This window comes from Enterobacter sp. BIDMC 27, from assembly GCF_000534415.1.
Taxonomy (GTDB): Bacteria; Pseudomonadota; Gammaproteobacteria; order Enterobacterales; family Enterobacteriaceae; genus Enterobacter; species Enterobacter hormaechei_C.
In genome coordinates, this window is sequence record NZ_KI973178.1 from 871,582 (window position 1) to 888,665 (window position 17,084).

At 53.2% G+C, this 17,084-nt stretch carries 16 protein-coding genes and 2 pseudogenes; 13 read left to right on the forward strand and 5 right to left on the reverse strand.

The window, feature by feature from the left end; all coding sequences use genetic code 11:
• The first annotated feature begins 83 nt into the window (after nt 1–83).
• From uhpA to L463_RS24710, 6 genes and pseudogenes are all read left to right on the forward strand, one after another.
• On the forward strand, nt 84–677 hold the full coding sequence (gene uhpA, locus L463_RS18375) for a transcriptional regulator UhpA (RefSeq protein WP_003861054.1): 594 nt from the start codon (nt 84–86) through the stop codon (nt 675–677).
• Nucleotides 674–2,179 (forward strand): signal transduction histidine-protein kinase/phosphatase UhpB, encoded by a 1,506-nt coding sequence (gene uhpB, locus L463_RS18370; RefSeq protein WP_032103330.1) that lies wholly within the window; start codon nt 674–676, stop codon nt 2,177–2,179. The genes uhpA and uhpB overlap by 4 nt, the downstream gene beginning before the upstream one ends.
• Nucleotides 2,172–3,482: an MFS transporter gene (locus L463_RS18365; protein WP_032103331.1), complete on the forward strand. Its 1,311-nt coding sequence runs from the start codon at nt 2,172–2,174 to the stop codon at nt 3,480–3,482. Before uhpB ends, L463_RS18365 begins: the two co-directional genes overlap by 8 nt.
• Nucleotides 3,483–3,614: 132 nt before the next feature.
• Nucleotides 3,615–5,006, forward strand: a complete 1,392-nt coding sequence (gene uhpT, locus L463_RS18360; RefSeq protein WP_032673077.1) for a hexose-6-phosphate:phosphate antiporter — start codon at nt 3,615–3,617, stop codon at nt 5,004–5,006.
• A gap of 160 nt (nt 5,007–5,166) precedes the next feature.
• Nucleotides 5,167–5,968 (forward strand): annotated as a pseudogene (locus tag L463_RS23995) (IS630 family transposase).
• On the forward strand, nt 5,949–6,170 hold the full coding sequence (locus tag L463_RS24710) for a DUF5983 family protein (protein WP_050499246.1): 222 nt from the start codon (nt 5,949–5,951) through the stop codon (nt 6,168–6,170). The pseudogene L463_RS23995 and the gene L463_RS24710 overlap by 20 nt, the downstream one beginning before the upstream one ends.
• A gap of 160 nt (nt 6,171–6,330) precedes the next feature.
• Here L463_RS24710 and L463_RS24210 read toward each other — a convergent pair whose 3' ends face one another.
• A complete protein-coding gene (locus tag L463_RS24210) occupies nt 6,331–7,185 on the reverse strand; it encodes an HNH endonuclease (protein ID WP_032105046.1) in 855 nt (284 codons plus the stop codon).
• The gene (locus L463_RS18345) at nt 7,186–8,115 is read right to left on the reverse strand and encodes an AAA family ATPase (protein ID WP_080291411.1); all 930 of its coding nucleotides are present in this window, start codon (nt 8,113–8,115) and stop codon (nt 7,186–7,188) included.
• 273 nt (nt 8,116–8,388) lie between these two features.
• Between L463_RS18345 and L463_RS18340 the strand changes: the two genes are divergently transcribed.
• Nucleotides 8,389–9,086 (forward strand): IS1-like element IS1B family transposase gene (locus tag L463_RS18340; protein ID WP_095033700.1). Its coding sequence is split into 2 segments (ribosomal slippage): nt 8,389–8,638 and nt 8,638–9,086, totalling 699 coding nucleotides; the frame shifts between segments, so codons are not numbered across the junction.
• A gap of 10 nt (nt 9,087–9,096) precedes the next feature.
• On the opposite strand, the gene L463_RS24215 is transcribed toward L463_RS18340, so the two are convergent.
• The gene (locus tag L463_RS24215; protein WP_123906395.1) at nt 9,097–9,513 is read right to left on the reverse strand and encodes a hypothetical protein; all 417 of its coding nucleotides are present in this window, start codon (nt 9,511–9,513) and stop codon (nt 9,097–9,099) included.
• A 432-nt stretch (nt 9,514–9,945) separates the two neighbouring features.
• On the opposite strand from L463_RS24215, the pseudogene L463_RS24000 reads away from it, so the two are divergent.
• The 3 genes and pseudogenes from L463_RS24000 to L463_RS18330 all read left to right on the forward strand — a co-directional run.
• A pseudogene (locus L463_RS24000) lies at nt 9,946–10,461 on the forward strand (IS630 family transposase); the annotation flags it as partial.
• Between the two features lie 539 nt (nt 10,462–11,000).
• Nucleotides 11,001–11,465, forward strand: coding sequence for a hypothetical protein (locus L463_RS18335; protein ID WP_032673080.1), 465 nt, complete (start codon nt 11,001–11,003; stop codon nt 11,463–11,465).
• Between the two features lie 189 nt (nt 11,466–11,654).
• The gene (locus tag L463_RS18330) at nt 11,655–12,659 is read left to right on the forward strand and encodes an alpha/beta fold hydrolase (protein ID WP_032103764.1); all 1,005 of its coding nucleotides are present in this window, start codon (nt 11,655–11,657) and stop codon (nt 12,657–12,659) included.
• Here the strand turns inward: L463_RS18330 and L463_RS18325 are convergent.
• Nucleotides 12,647–13,549, reverse strand: a complete 903-nt coding sequence (locus L463_RS18325) for a LysR family transcriptional regulator (RefSeq protein ID WP_015570111.1) — start codon at nt 13,547–13,549, stop codon at nt 12,647–12,649. The two genes, L463_RS18330 and L463_RS18325, sit on opposite strands and share 13 nt — an antisense overlap.
• A gap of 99 nt (nt 13,550–13,648) precedes the next feature.
• On the opposite strand from L463_RS18325, the gene L463_RS18320 reads away from it, so the two are divergent.
• The 3 genes from L463_RS18320 (at nt 13,649) to nepI (ending at nt 16,036) form a co-directional block, all read left to right on the forward strand.
• Nucleotides 13,649–14,101 carry a DUF1198 domain-containing protein gene (locus tag L463_RS18320; protein WP_017383675.1) on the forward strand — a complete coding sequence of 151 codons (453 nt, stop codon included), beginning with the start codon at nt 13,649–13,651 and terminating at the stop codon, nt 14,099–14,101.
• A 97-nt stretch (nt 14,102–14,198) separates the two neighbouring features.
• A complete protein-coding gene (locus tag L463_RS18315) occupies nt 14,199–14,717 on the forward strand; it encodes an SRPBCC domain-containing protein (RefSeq protein ID WP_017694007.1) in 519 nt (172 codons plus the stop codon).
• A gap of 128 nt (nt 14,718–14,845) precedes the next feature.
• Nucleotides 14,846–16,036: a purine ribonucleoside efflux pump NepI gene (gene nepI, locus L463_RS18310; RefSeq protein ID WP_015570108.1), complete on the forward strand. Its 1,191-nt coding sequence runs from the start codon at nt 14,846–14,848 to the stop codon at nt 16,034–16,036.
• 48 nt (nt 16,037–16,084) lie between these two features.
• Here the strand turns inward: nepI and L463_RS18305 are convergent, their stop codons facing one another.
• Nucleotides 16,085–16,990, reverse strand: coding sequence for an EamA family transporter (locus L463_RS18305; protein WP_032103766.1), 906 nt, complete (start codon nt 16,988–16,990; stop codon nt 16,085–16,087).
• Nucleotides 16,991–17,084 lie beyond the last annotated feature (94 nt).

Below are 17,084 nucleotides of genomic sequence, written 5' to 3' on the forward strand. Positions count from 1 at the left end.
ATCCGGCCTGCAAGGACGTTACACGTAGGCCGGATAAGGCGTTTGCGCCGCCATCCGGCGCGTTCACGCATCAGGATCAAACCATGACCACCATCGCCCTTATCGACGACCACCTTATCGTTCGCTCCGGCTTTGCCCAGCTTTTAAACCTCGAACCGGATTTTCAGGTCGTGGCCGAGTTTGGCTCAGGACGCGAGGCGCTGGCGGGCCTGCCGGGACGCGGGGTGCAGGTCTGTATCTGCGATATCTCCATGCCGGACCTCTCCGGGCTGGAGCTGTTAAGCCAGCTGCCGAAAGGGATGGCGACGATTATGCTCTCGGTCCACGACAGCCCGGCGCTGGTCGAGCAGGCGCTCAACGCGGGGGCGCGCGGGTTTCTCTCTAAACGCTGTAGCCCGGACGAGCTGATTGCCGCCGTGCGTACCGTCTCCACCGGCGGCTGCTACCTGACGCCGGATATTGCCATCAAGCTGGCGGCGGGACGGCAGGATCCGCTCACCAGACGCGAGCGCCAGGTGGCAGAGAAACTTGCCCAGGGCATGTCGGTGAAAGAGATTGCCGTAGAGCTGGGGCTGTCGCCAAAGACCGTTCACGTTCATCGCGCCAACCTGATGGAAAAACTCAACGTCAGTAACGATGTCGAGCTGGCGCGCCGTATGTTTGACAGCTGGCAATGAACTCCCTGTTTTCGCGGCTGATCGCCGTTGTTGCCAGCTTTTTCATCTTCTCCGCCGCGTGGTTCTGTCTGTGGAGTATCAGCCTGCATCTTGTCGAGCGCCCGGAGCTGGCGGTGCTGCTGTTCCCCTTTGGCCTGCGGCTGGGGCTAATGCTGCAATGCCCGCGCGGCTACTGGCCGGTGCTGCTGGGCGCAGAGTGGCTGATGCTGATCTGGCTGGCGCAGGAAGTGGCGTTGGCGCATCTGCCTTTATTGATGACCGGAAGCCTGCTCACGCTTATCCCGGTCGCCCTGATTTCCCGCTACCGTCACCAGCGCGACTGGCGCACGCTGCTGCGTCAGGGTGCGGCGCTGATTGCCGCCGCGCTGTTGCAGTCCCTGCCGTGGGTGGGTGAAAAGGAGGGGCTCAACGCCCTGCTGCTGACCCTCACCGGCGGCCTGACGCTGGCCCCGACCTGCCTGGTTTTCTGGCATTACCTTACCAGCACCGTCTGGCAGCCGCTCGGCCCGGCGCTGGTCTCCCAGCCGGTGAACTGGCGCGCCCGGCACCTGATCTGGTATCTGCTGCTGTTTGTGGTGAGCCTGTGGTTGCAGCTTGGTCTGCCCGCTGAATTATCACGCTTTACGCCGTTTTGTCTGGCGCTGCCGATCATCGCCCTTGCCTGGCATTACGGCTGGCAGGGCGCATTGATCGCCACGCTGATGAACGCCATCGCGCTGATTGCCAGCCAGACCTGGCACGATCACCCGGTAGATCTGCTGCTCTCGCTGCTGGCCCAGAGCCTGACCGGGCTGCTGCTCGGCGCGGGCATACAGCGCCTGCGCGAGCTGAACCAGTCTCTGCAAGCCGAGCTGGCGCGCAACCGCCGTCTGGCGGAGCGTCTGCTGGAGACGGAAGAGAGCGTGCGCCAGGAGGTTGCTCGCGAGCTGCACGATGACATCGGCCAGACCATCACCGCCATCCGCACCCAGGCGGGCATTGTTCAGCGCCTGGCGGCAGAAAACGCGGGCGTGAAGCAGGGCGGGGCGCATATCGAACAGCTTTCGCTGGGCGTCTATGATTCCGTTCGTCGCCTGTTAGGGCGGCTGCGCCCGCGCCAGCTTGACGATCTTTCGCTCGAGCAGGCAATACGCTCTCTGATGCGCGAGATGGAGCTGGAGAGCCGCGGGATTGTCAGCCATCTCGACTGGCGCATTAACGAACCTGTGCTGAGCGAAGGCCAGCGCGTGACCCTTTTCCGCGTCTGCCAGGAAGGGCTGAACAACATCGTCAAACACGCCAGCGCCAGCGCGGTAACGATCCAGGGATGGCAGCAGGACGAGCGCCTGATGCTGGTGATTGAAGACGACGGCTGCGGCCTGCCGCCGGGCTCCGGCCAGCAGGGGTTTGGCCTGGCGGGCATGCGCGAGCGCGTAAAGGCGCTGGGCGGCACGCTGAGCATCTCCTGCACCCACGGGACGCGCGTCAGCGTCAGTTTGCCGTTAAGGACGCACCATGTTTAAAACCCCCGCCAGCGCCGCCCCGCTAAGCAACAAAGCGGAAATCGATGCCCGCTACCGCTACTGGCGTCGCCATATCCTGATTACCATCTGGCTCGGCTATGCGCTGTTCTATTTCACCCGCAAAAGCTTCAACGCCGCCGCGCCGGAAATCCTCGCCAGCGGCGTGATGACGCGCACCGATATCGGCCTGCTGGCGACGCTGTTTTACATCACCTACGGCCTGTCGAAGTTCTTCTCCGGCATCGTCAGCGACCGTTCCAACGCGCGCTATTTTATGGGCGTTGGGCTGATCGCCACCGGCGTGGTGAACATCCTGTTTGGCTTCTCCACCTCGCTGTGGGCCTTTGCCCTGCTGTGGGCGCTGAACGCCTTTTTCCAGGGCTGGGGCGCGCCGGTCTGCGCCCGCCTGCTCACCGCCTGGTACTCACGCAACGAGCGCGGCGGCTGGTGGGCGATATGGAATACCGCGCATAACGTCGGCGGGGCGCTGATCCCGATGGTGGTCGGCGCGGCGGCGCTGCACTACGGCTGGCGCGCGGGGATGATGATTGCCGGTGGCCTCGCGATTGTCGCCGGGCTGTACCTCTGCTGGCGCCTGCGCGACAGGCCGCAAACCGTCGGCCTTCCACCGGTGGGCGACTGGCGGCACGACGAGATGGAGATCGCCCAGCAGCAGGAAGGCGCGGGGCTGTCCCGCCAGGAGATCCTCACCAAATACGTGCTGAAAAACCCCTACATCTGGCTGCTGTCGCTCTGCTACGTGCTGGTCTACGTGGTGCGCGCGGCCATCAACGACTGGGGCAACCTGTACATGTCCGAAACTCTCGGCGTGGACCTGGTGACCGCCAACTCGGCGGTGACCATGTTTGAACTGGGCGGGTTTATCGGCGCGCTGGTGGCGGGCTGGGGCTCGGACAAGCTGTTCAACGGCAACCGCGGTCCGATGAACCTGATTTTTGCTGCCGGGATCTTACTCTCCGTCGGCTCGCTGTGGCTGATGCCGTTCGCCAGCTACGTGATGCAGGCGGCGTGCTTCTTCACCATCGGTTTTTTCGTCTTTGGCCCGCAGATGCTGATCGGCATGGCGGCGGCGGAGTGTTCCCACAAAGAGGCGGCAGGCGCGGCGACGGGCTTTGTCGGGCTGTTTGCCTACCTTGGCGCATCGCTCTCCGGCTGGCCGCTGGCGCGGGTGATCGACGTCTGGCACTGGAGCGGGTTCTTCGCGGTGATCGCCATCGCGGCGGGCATCTCCGCCCTGCTGTTGCTGCCGTTTTTGCACGCGCAGGCACCGCGCGAAGCGTGACGCGCCTCACCTTTTGCTGCCGAGACGCGCAAAACTAAGAAATTTTCCCGGTTTCACCTGGACGCTGTCTCAGGCATCTCTCCTGGCTGGTTTTTACAATGCTGCAAAAATCAGCTCAGGAGTAACTCAGTCATGCTGGCCTTCTTAAATCAGGTGCGCAAGCCGACCCTGGATCTGCCGCTCGACGTGCGGCGCAAGATGTGGTTCAAACCGTTCATGCAGTCCTATCTGGTGGTCTTCATCGGCTACCTGACCATGTACCTGATCCGCAAAAACTTTAACATCGCGCAGAACGACATGATCTCAACCTACGGGCTGAGCATGACGCAGCTGGGGATGATTGGCCTGGGCTTCTCCATCACCTACGGCGTGGGGAAAACGGTTGTGTCCTACTACGCGGACGGCAAAAACACCAAGCAGTTCCTGCCGTTTATGCTGATCCTCTCCGCCATCTGTATGCTCGGCTTCAGCGCCAGCATGGGCGCGGGCTCCGTCAGCCTGTTCCTAATGATCGCCTTCTACGCCCTGAGCGGATTCTTCCAGAGTACCGGCGGGTCGTGCAGCTACTCCACCATCACCAAATGGACCCCGCGCCGCAAGCGGGGTTCGTACCTCGGCATGTGGAACATCTCCCACAACCTCGGCGGAGCGGGCGCGGCCGGCGTGGCGCTGTTCGGTGCGAACTACCTGTTCGACGGCCACGTGATTGGCATGTTTATCTTCCCGTCGATTATCGCCCTGATTGTCGGCTTTATCGGCCTGCGCTACGGCAGCGATTCCCCGGAATCCTACGGCCTCGGCAAAGCTGAAGATCTGTTCGGGGAGGAGATCAGCGAGGAGGACAAAGAGACCGAAGAAAACGAGATGTCCAAATGGCAGATCTTTGTTGAGTACGTGCTGAAAAACAAAGTGATCTGGCTGCTCTGCTTCTCGAACATCTTCCTGTACGTGGTGCGTATCGGTATCGACCAGTGGTCCACCGTGTATGCCTTCCAGGAGCTGAAGCTCTCGAAAGAGGTGGCGATTCAGGGCTTCACTCTGTTCGAGGTGGGCGCGCTGGTCGGCACCCTGCTGTGGGGCTGGCTCTCGGACCTTGCCAACGGCCGTCGCGCGCTGGTGGCCTGCGTCGCGCTGGCGCTGATTATCGCCACGCTCGGCGTTTACCAGCACGCCAGCAACCAGTACGTTTACCTGGCGTCGCTGTTTGCGCTCGGCTTCCTGGTGTTCGGTCCGCAACTGCTGATCGGCGTGGCGGCGGTTGGCTTTGTGCCGAAAAAAGCGATCGGCGCAGCCGATGGGATTAAGGGCACCTTCGCCTACCTGATCGGCGACAGCTTCGCCAAGCTCGGTCTGGGCATGATCGCCGACGGCACGCCAATTTTCGGCCTCACCGGCTGGGCGGGCACCTTCGCCGCGCTGGATGCGGCAGCGATTGGCTGTATCGTCCTGATGGCGATGGTTGCGGTGCTGGAAGAGCGTAAGATCCGCCGTGAGAATCGTGCGCAGAAATTAAAAGTAGCCTGAGTGTGCAGGTAACTTCTTTGCCCGGTGTGTGATGCCGGGCTTTTTTTTATTTTTAGACTTAATAACTGTGCCGAATAGTTGATCACTTTGAGGGAACTCAGCCCGGATAGTACGATCTGATCAATCGCCAAATCAAACAAATCACCATCCGGACTGAGCGATGCCGATCAGAGCACCAATTCCCCGTGACGAACGATGCCTGATGCAGAAGCAATCCATAAAACGCACGATAAAAATTATGCGCGTAGGCTGACCGACATGTTGATGCTTCACTGGAGCAGTCGCGTTATCGACGTTGCCAGAACACTTATACATGCTGGAACCGCTCGCCACTGGAAGCCGTCTGCGGGGCTGGTATAGCGTAGCGCTGCATTAACCCTGCGTATCCGGGACCGCTTAAGGATGAAAAGATGGCGGCAATCCACAAGGAGCAGGATTAATTCAGCACAGAGCACCCGGTATTTTATGAAGATAAAGTGGATATTCATCTCAATCCCAAAATCGGTGCGGACTGGCAACTGCTCGGACAGCAAAAACGTGTAGTGACGCCCGGTCAGAATGATAAATATTATCCGTCTGGCGCGTTACACAGCGGAACGGGCAAGGTCAGCTATGTGGGTGGTAACAACAAAATTTCAGCCTTATTTATCAGTCTTTTAAAGAATCTGAAGACGACGTACCGGCGGGAAAAACGATAACGCTCATTGAGGACAATTACATTATCCACCAAAGCCGGGAAGCGCAGTGCTAGCTGAAGGAAAATCCGAAGTTCAGGGTAATTGATCAGCCGGTTTACTCACCATGGATGAATCATGTTGAACGGTTATGGCTGACGCTTCCCGTCACGATAACACTTAATCATCAGTGCCGTTCAATGTGTCAACTGCTGAAAAAAGGTTCGTCATTTTATGGAAACCGTCAGCCCATTCCCCGGAGGTGAACATGGGCTGGCAAAAGTGTAGCGGTATTAGGTTTAGCTATTTAGATGCTTGGACCTTTCCAGTATTGATAATAAAACGACTCGGATTATTCAAAGAAATACTCAAACTAAACATCATACTGGAGCGCAGGTATCCCCTTAACGTCATTAATTTCGATGTCCAAGGAGAATTGCTGGTTGGTGTTGAAACATTCGTCTGGTCGTTGCTGCTACGCTTCTGTTAAAAACAACCACCTAATTTAAAGTTTCTGATTATTTACCACATTATCCTCAGCCACCTATTTATATTCACAAGCGCCGCCTTATGGCGAACGCTTGAGTTTATATTTATGCAAATGTTTTATACCAGTAATTTAACAAAACACCCATCCATATTTAATGTTATTAAAAATGACCTGAACAAAAATCGATGTCAGCAGCAACGGCATTATAGACAGCCTGAATTACTGTATTAGGACGTTCCCCATCAGCAATACTTTTAAAATGTTCCTGAACAATTTCAGGAGTATTTTCTCTTAATAGCTGGCGAGTTGTTGCTATTAACATCGTAACTAATGTGGCTGCATATATAGAATATTTTTTATTAATCTTAAAGTCTTTGAAATGATTTTTAGCTCTTTCTTTATTCAAATCACTCCAATGTTCTGGGGCTGATACAAAAAAATCAAAAGTTATGGGTGTTGTTTTTTTCAATCTCGCTTTTATCCAAACATCCTCATAAAACACACGTTCTGAATAGTAGGGATGTAAACATTGCTCCTCTTTTGTTCGAAGGATACTACTTCCTTTCCCTTTATTGCAATCACTGCACGCCGGAACAAGATTCTCCGGCATAACAGAAAAGATGGGATATCTTGCTTTAGGTAGGTAATGATCTAACGTACTTACACTAGTAACGCCACACAAAGGACAAATACCATTTGATGCAACACTGATAGCGTCATAGATATCTTTTGCTTTTGTACCTGACTTAAGCATATATTTAGTATAAAGACTTACTAAATTATCTTTGGATACCTCCCCACATATAACATCATCCCCATGACCATGACGGCAAGGAGTAAATAAATGAAAATCAGGAGCGTTCTTTCTACTCAAATATTCGTTCCACTCTAAATTAATTTCATTAAATACAGCCCTCATTTTTAAATAATTTTCTTCACTATCTTTCCGAAGAGCACGAAGACACGTCAGATACAAATTCCTACTTTTTATTTTTGGAGGAGTAATTTTATTCATTTATTCCTCACCTTCATCTTTTTGATGTAAGCTGATCATTGTTCTTAGCAGAGCTTGACCTTCAAGACCAATTTTATTTTTATATTTAGCCATAATTTCATTAAAACATTCCCCATTGTCGACATGTTTTTTAAGTAATGAATGATATCCTGAGTTCTCTACTTCCAGGCGAAACACCTCTCGCGTTAATAGCCCTACATTTTCACCAAATGTCTCTATAGTAGGTCTTGCTACAGATATTTGCTTACCATATCTATTAATAACCCACGTACACATCTTAGGAATCTCCTGTAGTAAAACAGGAGAATGAGTTGCTATTATTGAAACACCATTTCTATCAATCAAAAGATCACTTAAGGCTCTAGTAAATGCTGATAAAAGAGGCGGGTGTAAATGGCTTTCCGGTTCATCAATTAAGACTAGAGTTTTCTCTTCAGCTTTTTCAACTAACTTAGTTATGGTTAATAGAACAATTGCATGGCCTGAACTCATTTTTCTCAAAAGACGCATGAATTTACTTCTTAATTCTTTATCATCTGATATTTCAAACAATTCACTCAGATTCATTGCTAAGAAATTATTATCGGACTCTAATGTGGATATTGCTTTCATCCATCGTCCTTTTTTTATTTTATCAGAAAAACACACAATTAAACTACTTACACATTCCTCCCTAAGTTCATCAATTGTCCTAAGCTGAGATACCCCGACATCACCAGCTGTTTTCTTTAATCCTAGATAAAAATAGCAAGTTCCTTTCGTTGGATCAGGTTGCTCCTGAGGTGGATTAAAAGGGTCAAATGCACTAAAAGATATAGAAATTATACTGCTAAAATATGTCTTATTTATCTTTTTTTGCGAAAATAGGCTAACATTATCTATAAAGTAGGATGAATTTTCTTTAGAACTGTCTAGTATACAGTTAATCATTTCATTCAATAACGTTGTCTTTCCTACACCATTTCGACCAATGATTGCATGAACATTAGTCGGTGGAGTTGAAAGCGGTTCTACTTCGAAAGATAGTTCGATCTCAGAAAATTTTTTACTGGCCTCCCTTATGAACGAAAAGTCATATGGCGTTAATATTGCTTGGTTTTTAAGTACTCGGGTAAATTGGCCATAAATTGTATTTATATTAATATCTCGGTGATGCTGCCAACTTACTGATTTAGTGTATGATGGTGTTTTTGAGGTGCTCCAGTGGCTTCTGTTTCTATCAGCTGTCCCTCCTGTTCAGCTACTGACGGGGTGGTGCGTAACGGCAAAAGCACTGCCGGACATCAGCGCTATCTCTGCTCTCACTGCCGTAAAACATGGCAACTGCAGTTCACTTACACCGCTTCTCAACCCGGTACGCACCAGAAAATCATTGATATGGCCATGAATGGCGTTGGATGCCGGGCAACCGCCCGCATTATGGGCGTTGGCCTCAACACGATTTTCCGCCATTTAAAAAACTCAGGCCGCAGTCGGTAACCTCGCGCATACAGCCGGGCAGTGACGTCATCGTCTGCGCGGAAATGGACGAACAGTGGGGATACGTCGGGGCTAAATCGCGCCAGCGCTGGCTGTTTTACGCGTATGACAGGCTCCGGAAGACGGTTGTTGCGCACGTATTCGGTGAACGCACTATGGCGACGCTGGGGCGTCTTATGAGCCTGCTGTCACCCTTTGACGTGGTGATATGGATGACGGATGGCTGGCCGCTGTATGAATCCCGCCTGAAGGGAAAGCTGCACGTAATCAGCAAGCGATATACGCAGCGAATTGAGCGGCATAACCTGAATCTGAGGCAGCACCTGGCACGGCTGGGACGGAAGTCGCTGTCGTTCTCAAAATCGGTGGAGCTGCATGACAAAGTCATCGGGCATTATCTGAACATAAAACACTATCAATAAGTTGGAGTCATTACCTAATATCTCTTAATAAAGATTTTTTGAAGACAGGTTCGTTCATTGCAATACTTAACTTCTCAGAAGAAAAAACAACATCATTAAGTTTTTCTAAAATTTTTTCCCTGAGTTTTTCGCTAGGCAAAGACATCAAATTATTATAATAGTCCAGACTAGTCCCTAAAGAAAAATAACCGCTATCAAAGGAATTAAATTCAGGGAGTAATGTTTGATGCGTATCTTTTTCAATAGTTTGATCTTTATATCCTATTTTTACATTGCCAAGATCATAAGAACTTCCGTCATTATCTGTAACTATCACATGGAATGTTGTACGAAAGGAGAAATCATCCCAATTATCAATTCGTAAATAAATTGTATTGCTTGTACCAGTTGGGATGTGGTACCCTTTTTGTATTACTTTAAATTTCATTTTATTAACCTATGTAAATATAAATTTATGGAGATATAATTTAGGCTCACTAATTAAAAAGCAAATCATCACAGACAAAGATGGCAAAGAAAATACTATTTTATAACATATCCTCCATTAAAATCAAAGCGCAACATCTTTTACAAATATACTGATAAATATGCATAGTAGCAAAATTATTAAACATATGTGCTTCTAAATAAAAATCTGAATCATGTTGAAAAAATACTAAACTATTATCTACTTTCTATAGCTACGTAGTTTAACAACATCCTATAATACAATGTTAGGAGGATATGAAAAATGACACAGACATTAAAAAACATAAAATATAACTCTTTCTTTCTGAGGTAAATAATGAATTAGTCATTATGTGATTCAACAAACGTTCAGCAAAGAAATATTGGTAAAAGTATTGCAGGTAGTGTTGGCGCAGAGCACCCGGTATTTTATGAAGATAAAGTGGATATTCATCTCAATCCCAAAATCGGTGCGGACTGGCAACTGCTCGGACAGCAAAAACGTGTAGTGACGCCCGGTCAGAATGATAAATATTATCCGTCTGGCGCGTTACACAGCGGAACGGGCAAGGTCAGCTATGTGGGTGGTAACAACAAAATTTCAGCCTTATTTATCAGTCTTTTAAAGAATCTGAAGACGACGTACCGGCGGGAAAAACGATAACGCTCATTGAGGACAATTACATTATCCACCAAAGCCGGGAAGCGCAGTGCTAGCTGAAGGAAAATCCGAAGTTCAGGGTAATTGATCAGCCGGTTTACTCACCATGGATGAATCATGTTGAACGGTTATGGCTGACGCTTCCCGTCACGATAACACTTAATCATCAGTGCCGTTCAATGTGTCAACTACTGAAAAAAGGTTCGTCATTTTATGGAAACCGTCAGCCCATTCCCCGGAGGTGAACATGGGCTGGCAAAAGTGTAGCGATATTAGATGCAGCTATTTAGCAGATCAGAAATTAAATCTTCTGCTTGAATGGACCAATTAAAAGGTAGTTTTACATGTTATGTCTTTTTCTTTCCTATGAATTGATACAAACAATGTGGTTGTTAAATAAATGAAAATACTTAGTAAGTATTAAGTTGATATTTATAATAACTTAAGTAAATTAAAACACACCAATTAGCATAGGCTTTCATGATTTGGAATCTACCTCGAAAAAATGAAATTACTTTGTCAGCCATCAGCTACACCCCTTTACCAACTCTTTCTCAAGGCATAAATTGCCCTCGTTGCAGCAAACCTGCAACCGGGCGTAGGAACCCGAAAAAATGCACAAAATGACGATTTTTTTGTCAGGGCAGCGCACATCTGGATAGAATCATGGTGGCGCTGACGGAGCAGTCGAAAGACTGGCCGGTTTCTTTGTGCATCGGTACTTCCTACCTTCGTCAGCGTCACCACCCTCGGGCGTAGGAACCCAGGTGGTGATAATTACCAAAATTGCGCAAAGAGGCTGCCTTATGGCTACTATCCCAACCCTTATTTTTTCTGAGCATAACGAAAAATTCACCCAGCAGTTAATCGCCCATCCGCTTCCATCTTCTGCGGACCTCTTTGAGGTTGCTGATTTCTGTGCCGCGTTTGCGAGTGTGCTTATCGAAACGGACGATGCCGCAGAACGCAATGCCTTATGCGGACGCTTACTGAATGCGCTTATGCACATGGAGAGACTCTGCGAAAATGATCTGCCTGTGCATTTAATCGACCAGCTTACTGCGGAAGAAATACCCGTTTCTATTATGCCTGAATGCTGGCAGGACACTGATATACCCGTTTCTTACGCCGTTGCACTTACACAATCTTTGCTAAGTAATAATCTGCCTGACTCACTAGCAAAAGCGTTAGCGGGGCTTTTGCATGATCTCGTCTATCTCTTGGCTGATTTTGTGAAGGAACCCTATATTCAGCGACAGAATATGCTCTGATTTTACTGAAGATGAGCGGCAGGCGGCAATGTCCGCCGCTCCGGTAATAACTTGTAAAACACACCAGTATGAATCAACAAGGCACTTACCTTTACCCCGCTTTACACACCCGCCCCTCTCCATGCTCTACAGTTTTTTTGCTGCCGCCTTTCGTGCAGCCTTAGCCCTTTTTGCTAACGGAGAGCTTGCATGTTGACCCGACGATTGTCCTGCCTGGCGCTGTTGATGGCGCTGGCCTCCCCCGCAATGGCCGCGGATGCCCCCACCTACGGCGAGAAGCTGGAAGGTTTTGACTACGGCTGGCCGGTAAAACACTTTACCTTTACCTCGCAGAACCAGCCTCTGGATATGGCTTACCTGGACGTGAAGCCGGAAAAACCCAACGGCCGCACCGTGGTGCTGATGCACGGCAAAAACTTTTGCGCCGGCACCTGGGACGGCACGATCCGCGCGCTTTCAGCCAGCGGGTATCGCGTGATCGCACCCGACCAGATCGGCTTCTGCAAATCCACCAAGCCGGAGCATTATCAGTACACCTTCCAGCAGCTGGCGGATAACACCCACGCGCTGCTGAAAACGCTGGGCGTCGATCGCGTCACGGTTATCGGCCATTCGACCGGCGGCATGCTGGCGACCCGCTACGCGCTGATGTGGCCGCAGCAGGTGGAGCAACTGGTGATGGTGAACCCAATAGGGCTTGAAGACTGGAAAGCGCGCGGCGTGCCGCATATTACGGTCGACCAGTGGTACCAGCGCGAGCTGAAAGTCAGCGCCGACGGTATTCGTCAGTACGAGAAAAACACCTACTACGCCGGGGAGTGGAAGCCGGAGTACGAGCGCTGGGTCACCATGCTTGCCGGGTTAAACAACGGGCCGGGCAAAGCGCGGGTGGCGTGGAACTCGGCGCTGCTCTACGACATGATTTATACCCAGCCGGTCGTCTATGAATTTAACGAGCTGAAGATGCCAGTATTATTGATGATCGGCACGAAGGACAACACCGCCATCGGGAAGGATCTCGCCCCACCGGAGATCCGCAAGACGCTCGGCAATTACGCGGTGCTGGGCAAAGAGACGGCGAAGCGCATTCCGCACGCGACGCTGATTGAATTTAACGACATGGGCCACGCGCCGCAGATGCAGGATCCTGCCCGCTTCCACGAGGCGCTGCTGAAAGGGCTTCAGGCGCGCTGACTGGTCTCCAGCAACAGCCCGCGCAGCCACGCCTGCGCGAGGTTGCGGTGCGTTCTGCCGTGCCAGGCCATGCTTTTGGTAAAGCCGGGCACGGGAACCGGCGTCTCGCAGACGAACATCCCCGTCTGCTTTTCCGCTATGCGTGATGGCACAACGGCAATCATATCGCTGAGGGCCAGCACGTCCGGCAGGACTAAAAAGTTACTCACCGATAAGCCAACATGCCGCGTTCGGCCAGTCTTCTCCAGCGCGCCATCCGTTACGCCGCGAAAACCGTCGCCCTCGTAAGAGACCAGCACATGCTCCAGGGCGCAAAACCGGTCTAACGTCATGGGCTGTCCGGCATCCGGATGGTCAGCACGCATCATGCAAACGTACCGTTCATCATAAAGCGCCCGGCTGTGAAGCTCGTCAGGCGTGGTATGCGGGGTGATCAGCGCCACGTCGACAGAGCCTTGTTCGAGTTGGCTGACCAGACGGTCAGATTCCACAGGCACCACGCGCACGCGAATACCCGGCGCCTGCACCTTAAGCGCAGCGATAAACGGCACGACGACCGCGCGCAGGGCGTAGTCGGTCGCGGCAAGCGTGAAGGTGAACGTTGCGGTGAGCGGATCAAAGGCGATCGGCTGAAGCAGCTCGTCGATATCTGCCAGAATGCGTTTGACGGGAGCCGCCATCGCTTCCGCCCGGGTGGTAGGCACGATGCCGTGCGGCGCGCGGATAAACAGCGGGTCTTCAAAGTAATCCCGCAGGCGGTTAAGCATGCCGCTTACCGCTGGCTGGGTCAGGGCAAGACGCGCCGCCGCGCGGGTGACGCTGCGTTCGTCCAGCAGGGCATCCAGCGTTTTCAGCAGGTTAAGATCCAGCGTGCGCAGATCCGCTTTCATGACGTTTTTCCACCTCTTTTCCGTTTACTATTATGGCGCTGCCCGCTGTTGACGCACTGCGTTTCCCGCTATGATGGGCGGCTAGTCTAAGGAGAACGCATGGTCTGGATAATGCTGGCAACGCTTGCCGTGGTGTTTGTGGTTGGATTTCGTGTCCTGACCTCAGACTCCCGCCGCGCCATCAAACGTTTAAGCGAGCGGCTGGGGATCACCCCGATGCCGGTCGAGTCGATGATTGACCAGTTCGGTAAAACGCCGGGCAATGAGTTTATCCGCTATCTTGAACGCCCCGACGAGGCGCATCTGCAAAATGCCGCCCAGGTGCTGCTGATCTGGCAGGTCTGCATCGTCGACGCCAGCGAAGAGAATCTGCATACCTGGCACCGCATGCTGCGTAAAGCCCGTCTGGCCGCGCCGATCACCGACGCGCAAATCCGCCTCGCGCTCGGCTTTATGCGCGAGATAGAGCCAGACCCGCAGGAGTTCAACGCCTTCCAGCTGCGCTACAACCAGCTTTTCCTGCCGGAAGAGGGCGTGTTTTACCTGCACTGATATCACAAAACGTGATGAAGAGTATAAAGCATCGTCATTAGATTTATATCACCCGCAGGCGCACCATCACCTTATCAACTAACCGATGAGGTGAACCATGAAACAATCCGCCATTATCTGGCCGAACGACTACCTGCCCGGCACCACCGATAACTTTGCCTCCAACGAAATCATCGTCGCCGGGCTGAGCGCAAAAGAGATTTGGGCGCAGCTCAACGACACCACCCTGTGGCCGAACTACTACAGCAACGCCGAAGATATCCGTTTTCACGACGGCAGCGGCCCGGCGCTGAGCGCCAACGCCCGCTTCCGCTTCACCACCTTTGGCTTTCCGGTTGAGGCGCAGGTGACGGAGTATGTTCCGCCCGTGGAGGGCGAAGCCGCGCGTATCGCGTGGCACGGCTGGGTAGAAGGGGATGCAAATTCGCGTCTGGACGTGATCCACGCCTGGCTGTTTGAAGACCTGCCGGGAAACCGCGTGCGCATTCTGACTCAGGAGTCGCAGAAAGGCGTGCCGGCGCAGGAATTAGCGCGCACGGTGCCGAACCCAATGATTAACGGGCATCAGGAGTGGATTGTCGGGTTGGCGAATGCCGCTCTTAAGGCTCGCGGGTAATTTTGCCCGGTAAGCAAAGCGCCGCCCGGCATTAAAAAACGACAAAAGTTGTCGAAACGTTAAATTCGTCACACTTTTGATGATAAACTGCGCGACTTTTCCGCACGTTTTTATCTTCAGGTGATGCCATGACAGAACATACCCAGCCCACGACTACACCGCAGGCCAAAGAGGTTTCACGCCCCAACTGGTCGGCGGTTTTCTCCGTGGCATTTTGCGTCGCCTGCCTGATCACCGTCGAGTTCCTGCCGGTCAGCCTGCTGACGCCGATGGCGCAGGATCTGGGCATTTCCGAGGGCGTGGCGGGGCAGTCCGTGACCGTCACCGCGTTTGTGGCGATGTTCGCCAGCCTGTTTATCACGCAGGCGATCGGCACCATTGACCGTCGCAAAGTGGTTATTCTGTTCAGCGTGCTGCTGACGCTCTCCTGCCTGCTGGTCTCTTTCGCTGAAAGCTTCACCCTGTTGCTGCTCGGCCGTGCCTGCCTGGGGCTGGGATTAGGCGGCTTCTGGGCGATGTCCGCCTCGCTGACCATGCGCCTGGTGCCCGCGCGTACGGTGCCAAAAGCCTTGTCCGTTATCTTCGGTGCGGTCTCGATCGCGCTGGTGATCGCCGCGCCGCTGGGCAGTTTCCTCGGTGGAATTATCGGCTGGCGCAACGTCTTTAACGCGGCGGCGGTGATGGGCGTGCTGTGCATTATCTGGGTGTGGAAGGCGCTGCCGTCCCTTCCGGGGGAAGCGGCGCACCACAAACAGAACATGTTCGCGCTGCTGAAGCGCCCGGGCGTGCTGGCGGGGATGACCGCCATCTTCATGGCCTTTGCCGGGCAGTTTGCTTTCTTCACCTATATCCGCCCGGTGTATATGACCATGGCGGGCTTTGACGTGGACGGCCTGACGCTGGTGCTCCTGAGCTTCGGGATCGCCAGTTTTGTCGGCACCTCGCTGTCGTCCCAGTTCCTGAAGCGCTCCCTGAAGGTGGCGCTGGCGGGTGCCCCGCTGGTGCTGGCGATCAGCGCCGCGGTGCTGGTGTTGTGGGGCAGCGATAAGTGGGTGGCTTCGGCGATCGCGATTATCTGGGGCTTTGCCTTTGCGCTGGTGCCGGTGGGCTGGTCGACGTGGATCACCCGCTCGCTTGCCGATCAGGCGGAAAAAGCCGGGTCGATTCAGGTGGCGGTGATCCAGCTGGCGAATACCTGCGGCGCGGCGGTGGGCGGCGTAGCGCTCGACCACCTGGGGCTGACCTCGCCGCTGGTAATTTCCGGCACGCTGATGCTGCTGACCGCGCTGCTGGTGGCGGGGAAGGTTAAGGCGAAGTAGTGCTTTTCTCCCTCTCCCGTGGGAGAGGGTTGGGGTGAGGGCATCAGGCTACGCCGATGTCTGAACCCGTCTTCTCGAATCCATCGAAATCAACACCACCGACGACACAATCAGCAGCGTCCCCAGCCAGTCCGGCAGGGTGAATGCCACCCCCAGCAACACCACCGACAGCAGCGCGCTGCTCAGCGGCTCGGCGCAGCTCAGAATGCTCGCCTTCGGCCCGCCGATCATCTGTGCGCCTTTCAGATACAGGCTGAACGTCAGCGCGGTACCTATCACCACCAGGTAGAAAAACGCCAGCAGCAGGCCGCCGTCGATCACGAAGGTGGTGCCGCGTCCGGCGTAGAACGGCGTCAGCATTAGTCCCGCAATCAACATACTCCAGCCGACAATCGGCAGCGTGCCGTAGCGGGCGATAAGCGTCGACGGGTACGTCGTATAAAACGCCGCGGCAAACGCCGAGGCGATACCGAAGAACAGCGCGGCCGGCGAGATGGAGAGCGACGTCGGGTCGCCGTGGGTTACCAGCAGGAAGGTACCCACAAGCGACGTGAAAATCGCGGATAAGACAAATATGCCGGGACGCGTTTTCCGCGCCAGCGCGAACCATGCCACGATAATGGTCGGCGACAGAAACTGGAGCACGGTGGCCGTCGCGGCGTTGGATTTTTCAATTGTCAGCAGGAAGGTGAGCTGCACGGTAAGCGCGCCAGCCAGCGAGAAAAACAGCAGGCTGAGGGCGTCTTTGCGGTTTTTGATGACCGAGAAAATCTTGTCGCCGTGAACGAAGGAGAGCGTCAGCAGGATCACGCCGGTAAACAGCAGACGAACCATGGTCAGGTAAGGCGAAGAGATGTGGCTTTTCTCCATAATGTACTGCGCGCAAACCCCGGAACTGCCCCATAAAACGGCGGCGATCAGGACGTTGAGCATCCCTTTGCGTGTGGAACCCATGTTCTCCCCTGTTATGTTGGTTTTTTTGTAGCATAACATGGGATCTTGCCGGGTGGCGCTACGCTTACCCGGCCTACAAAACTGCCTGATGCCC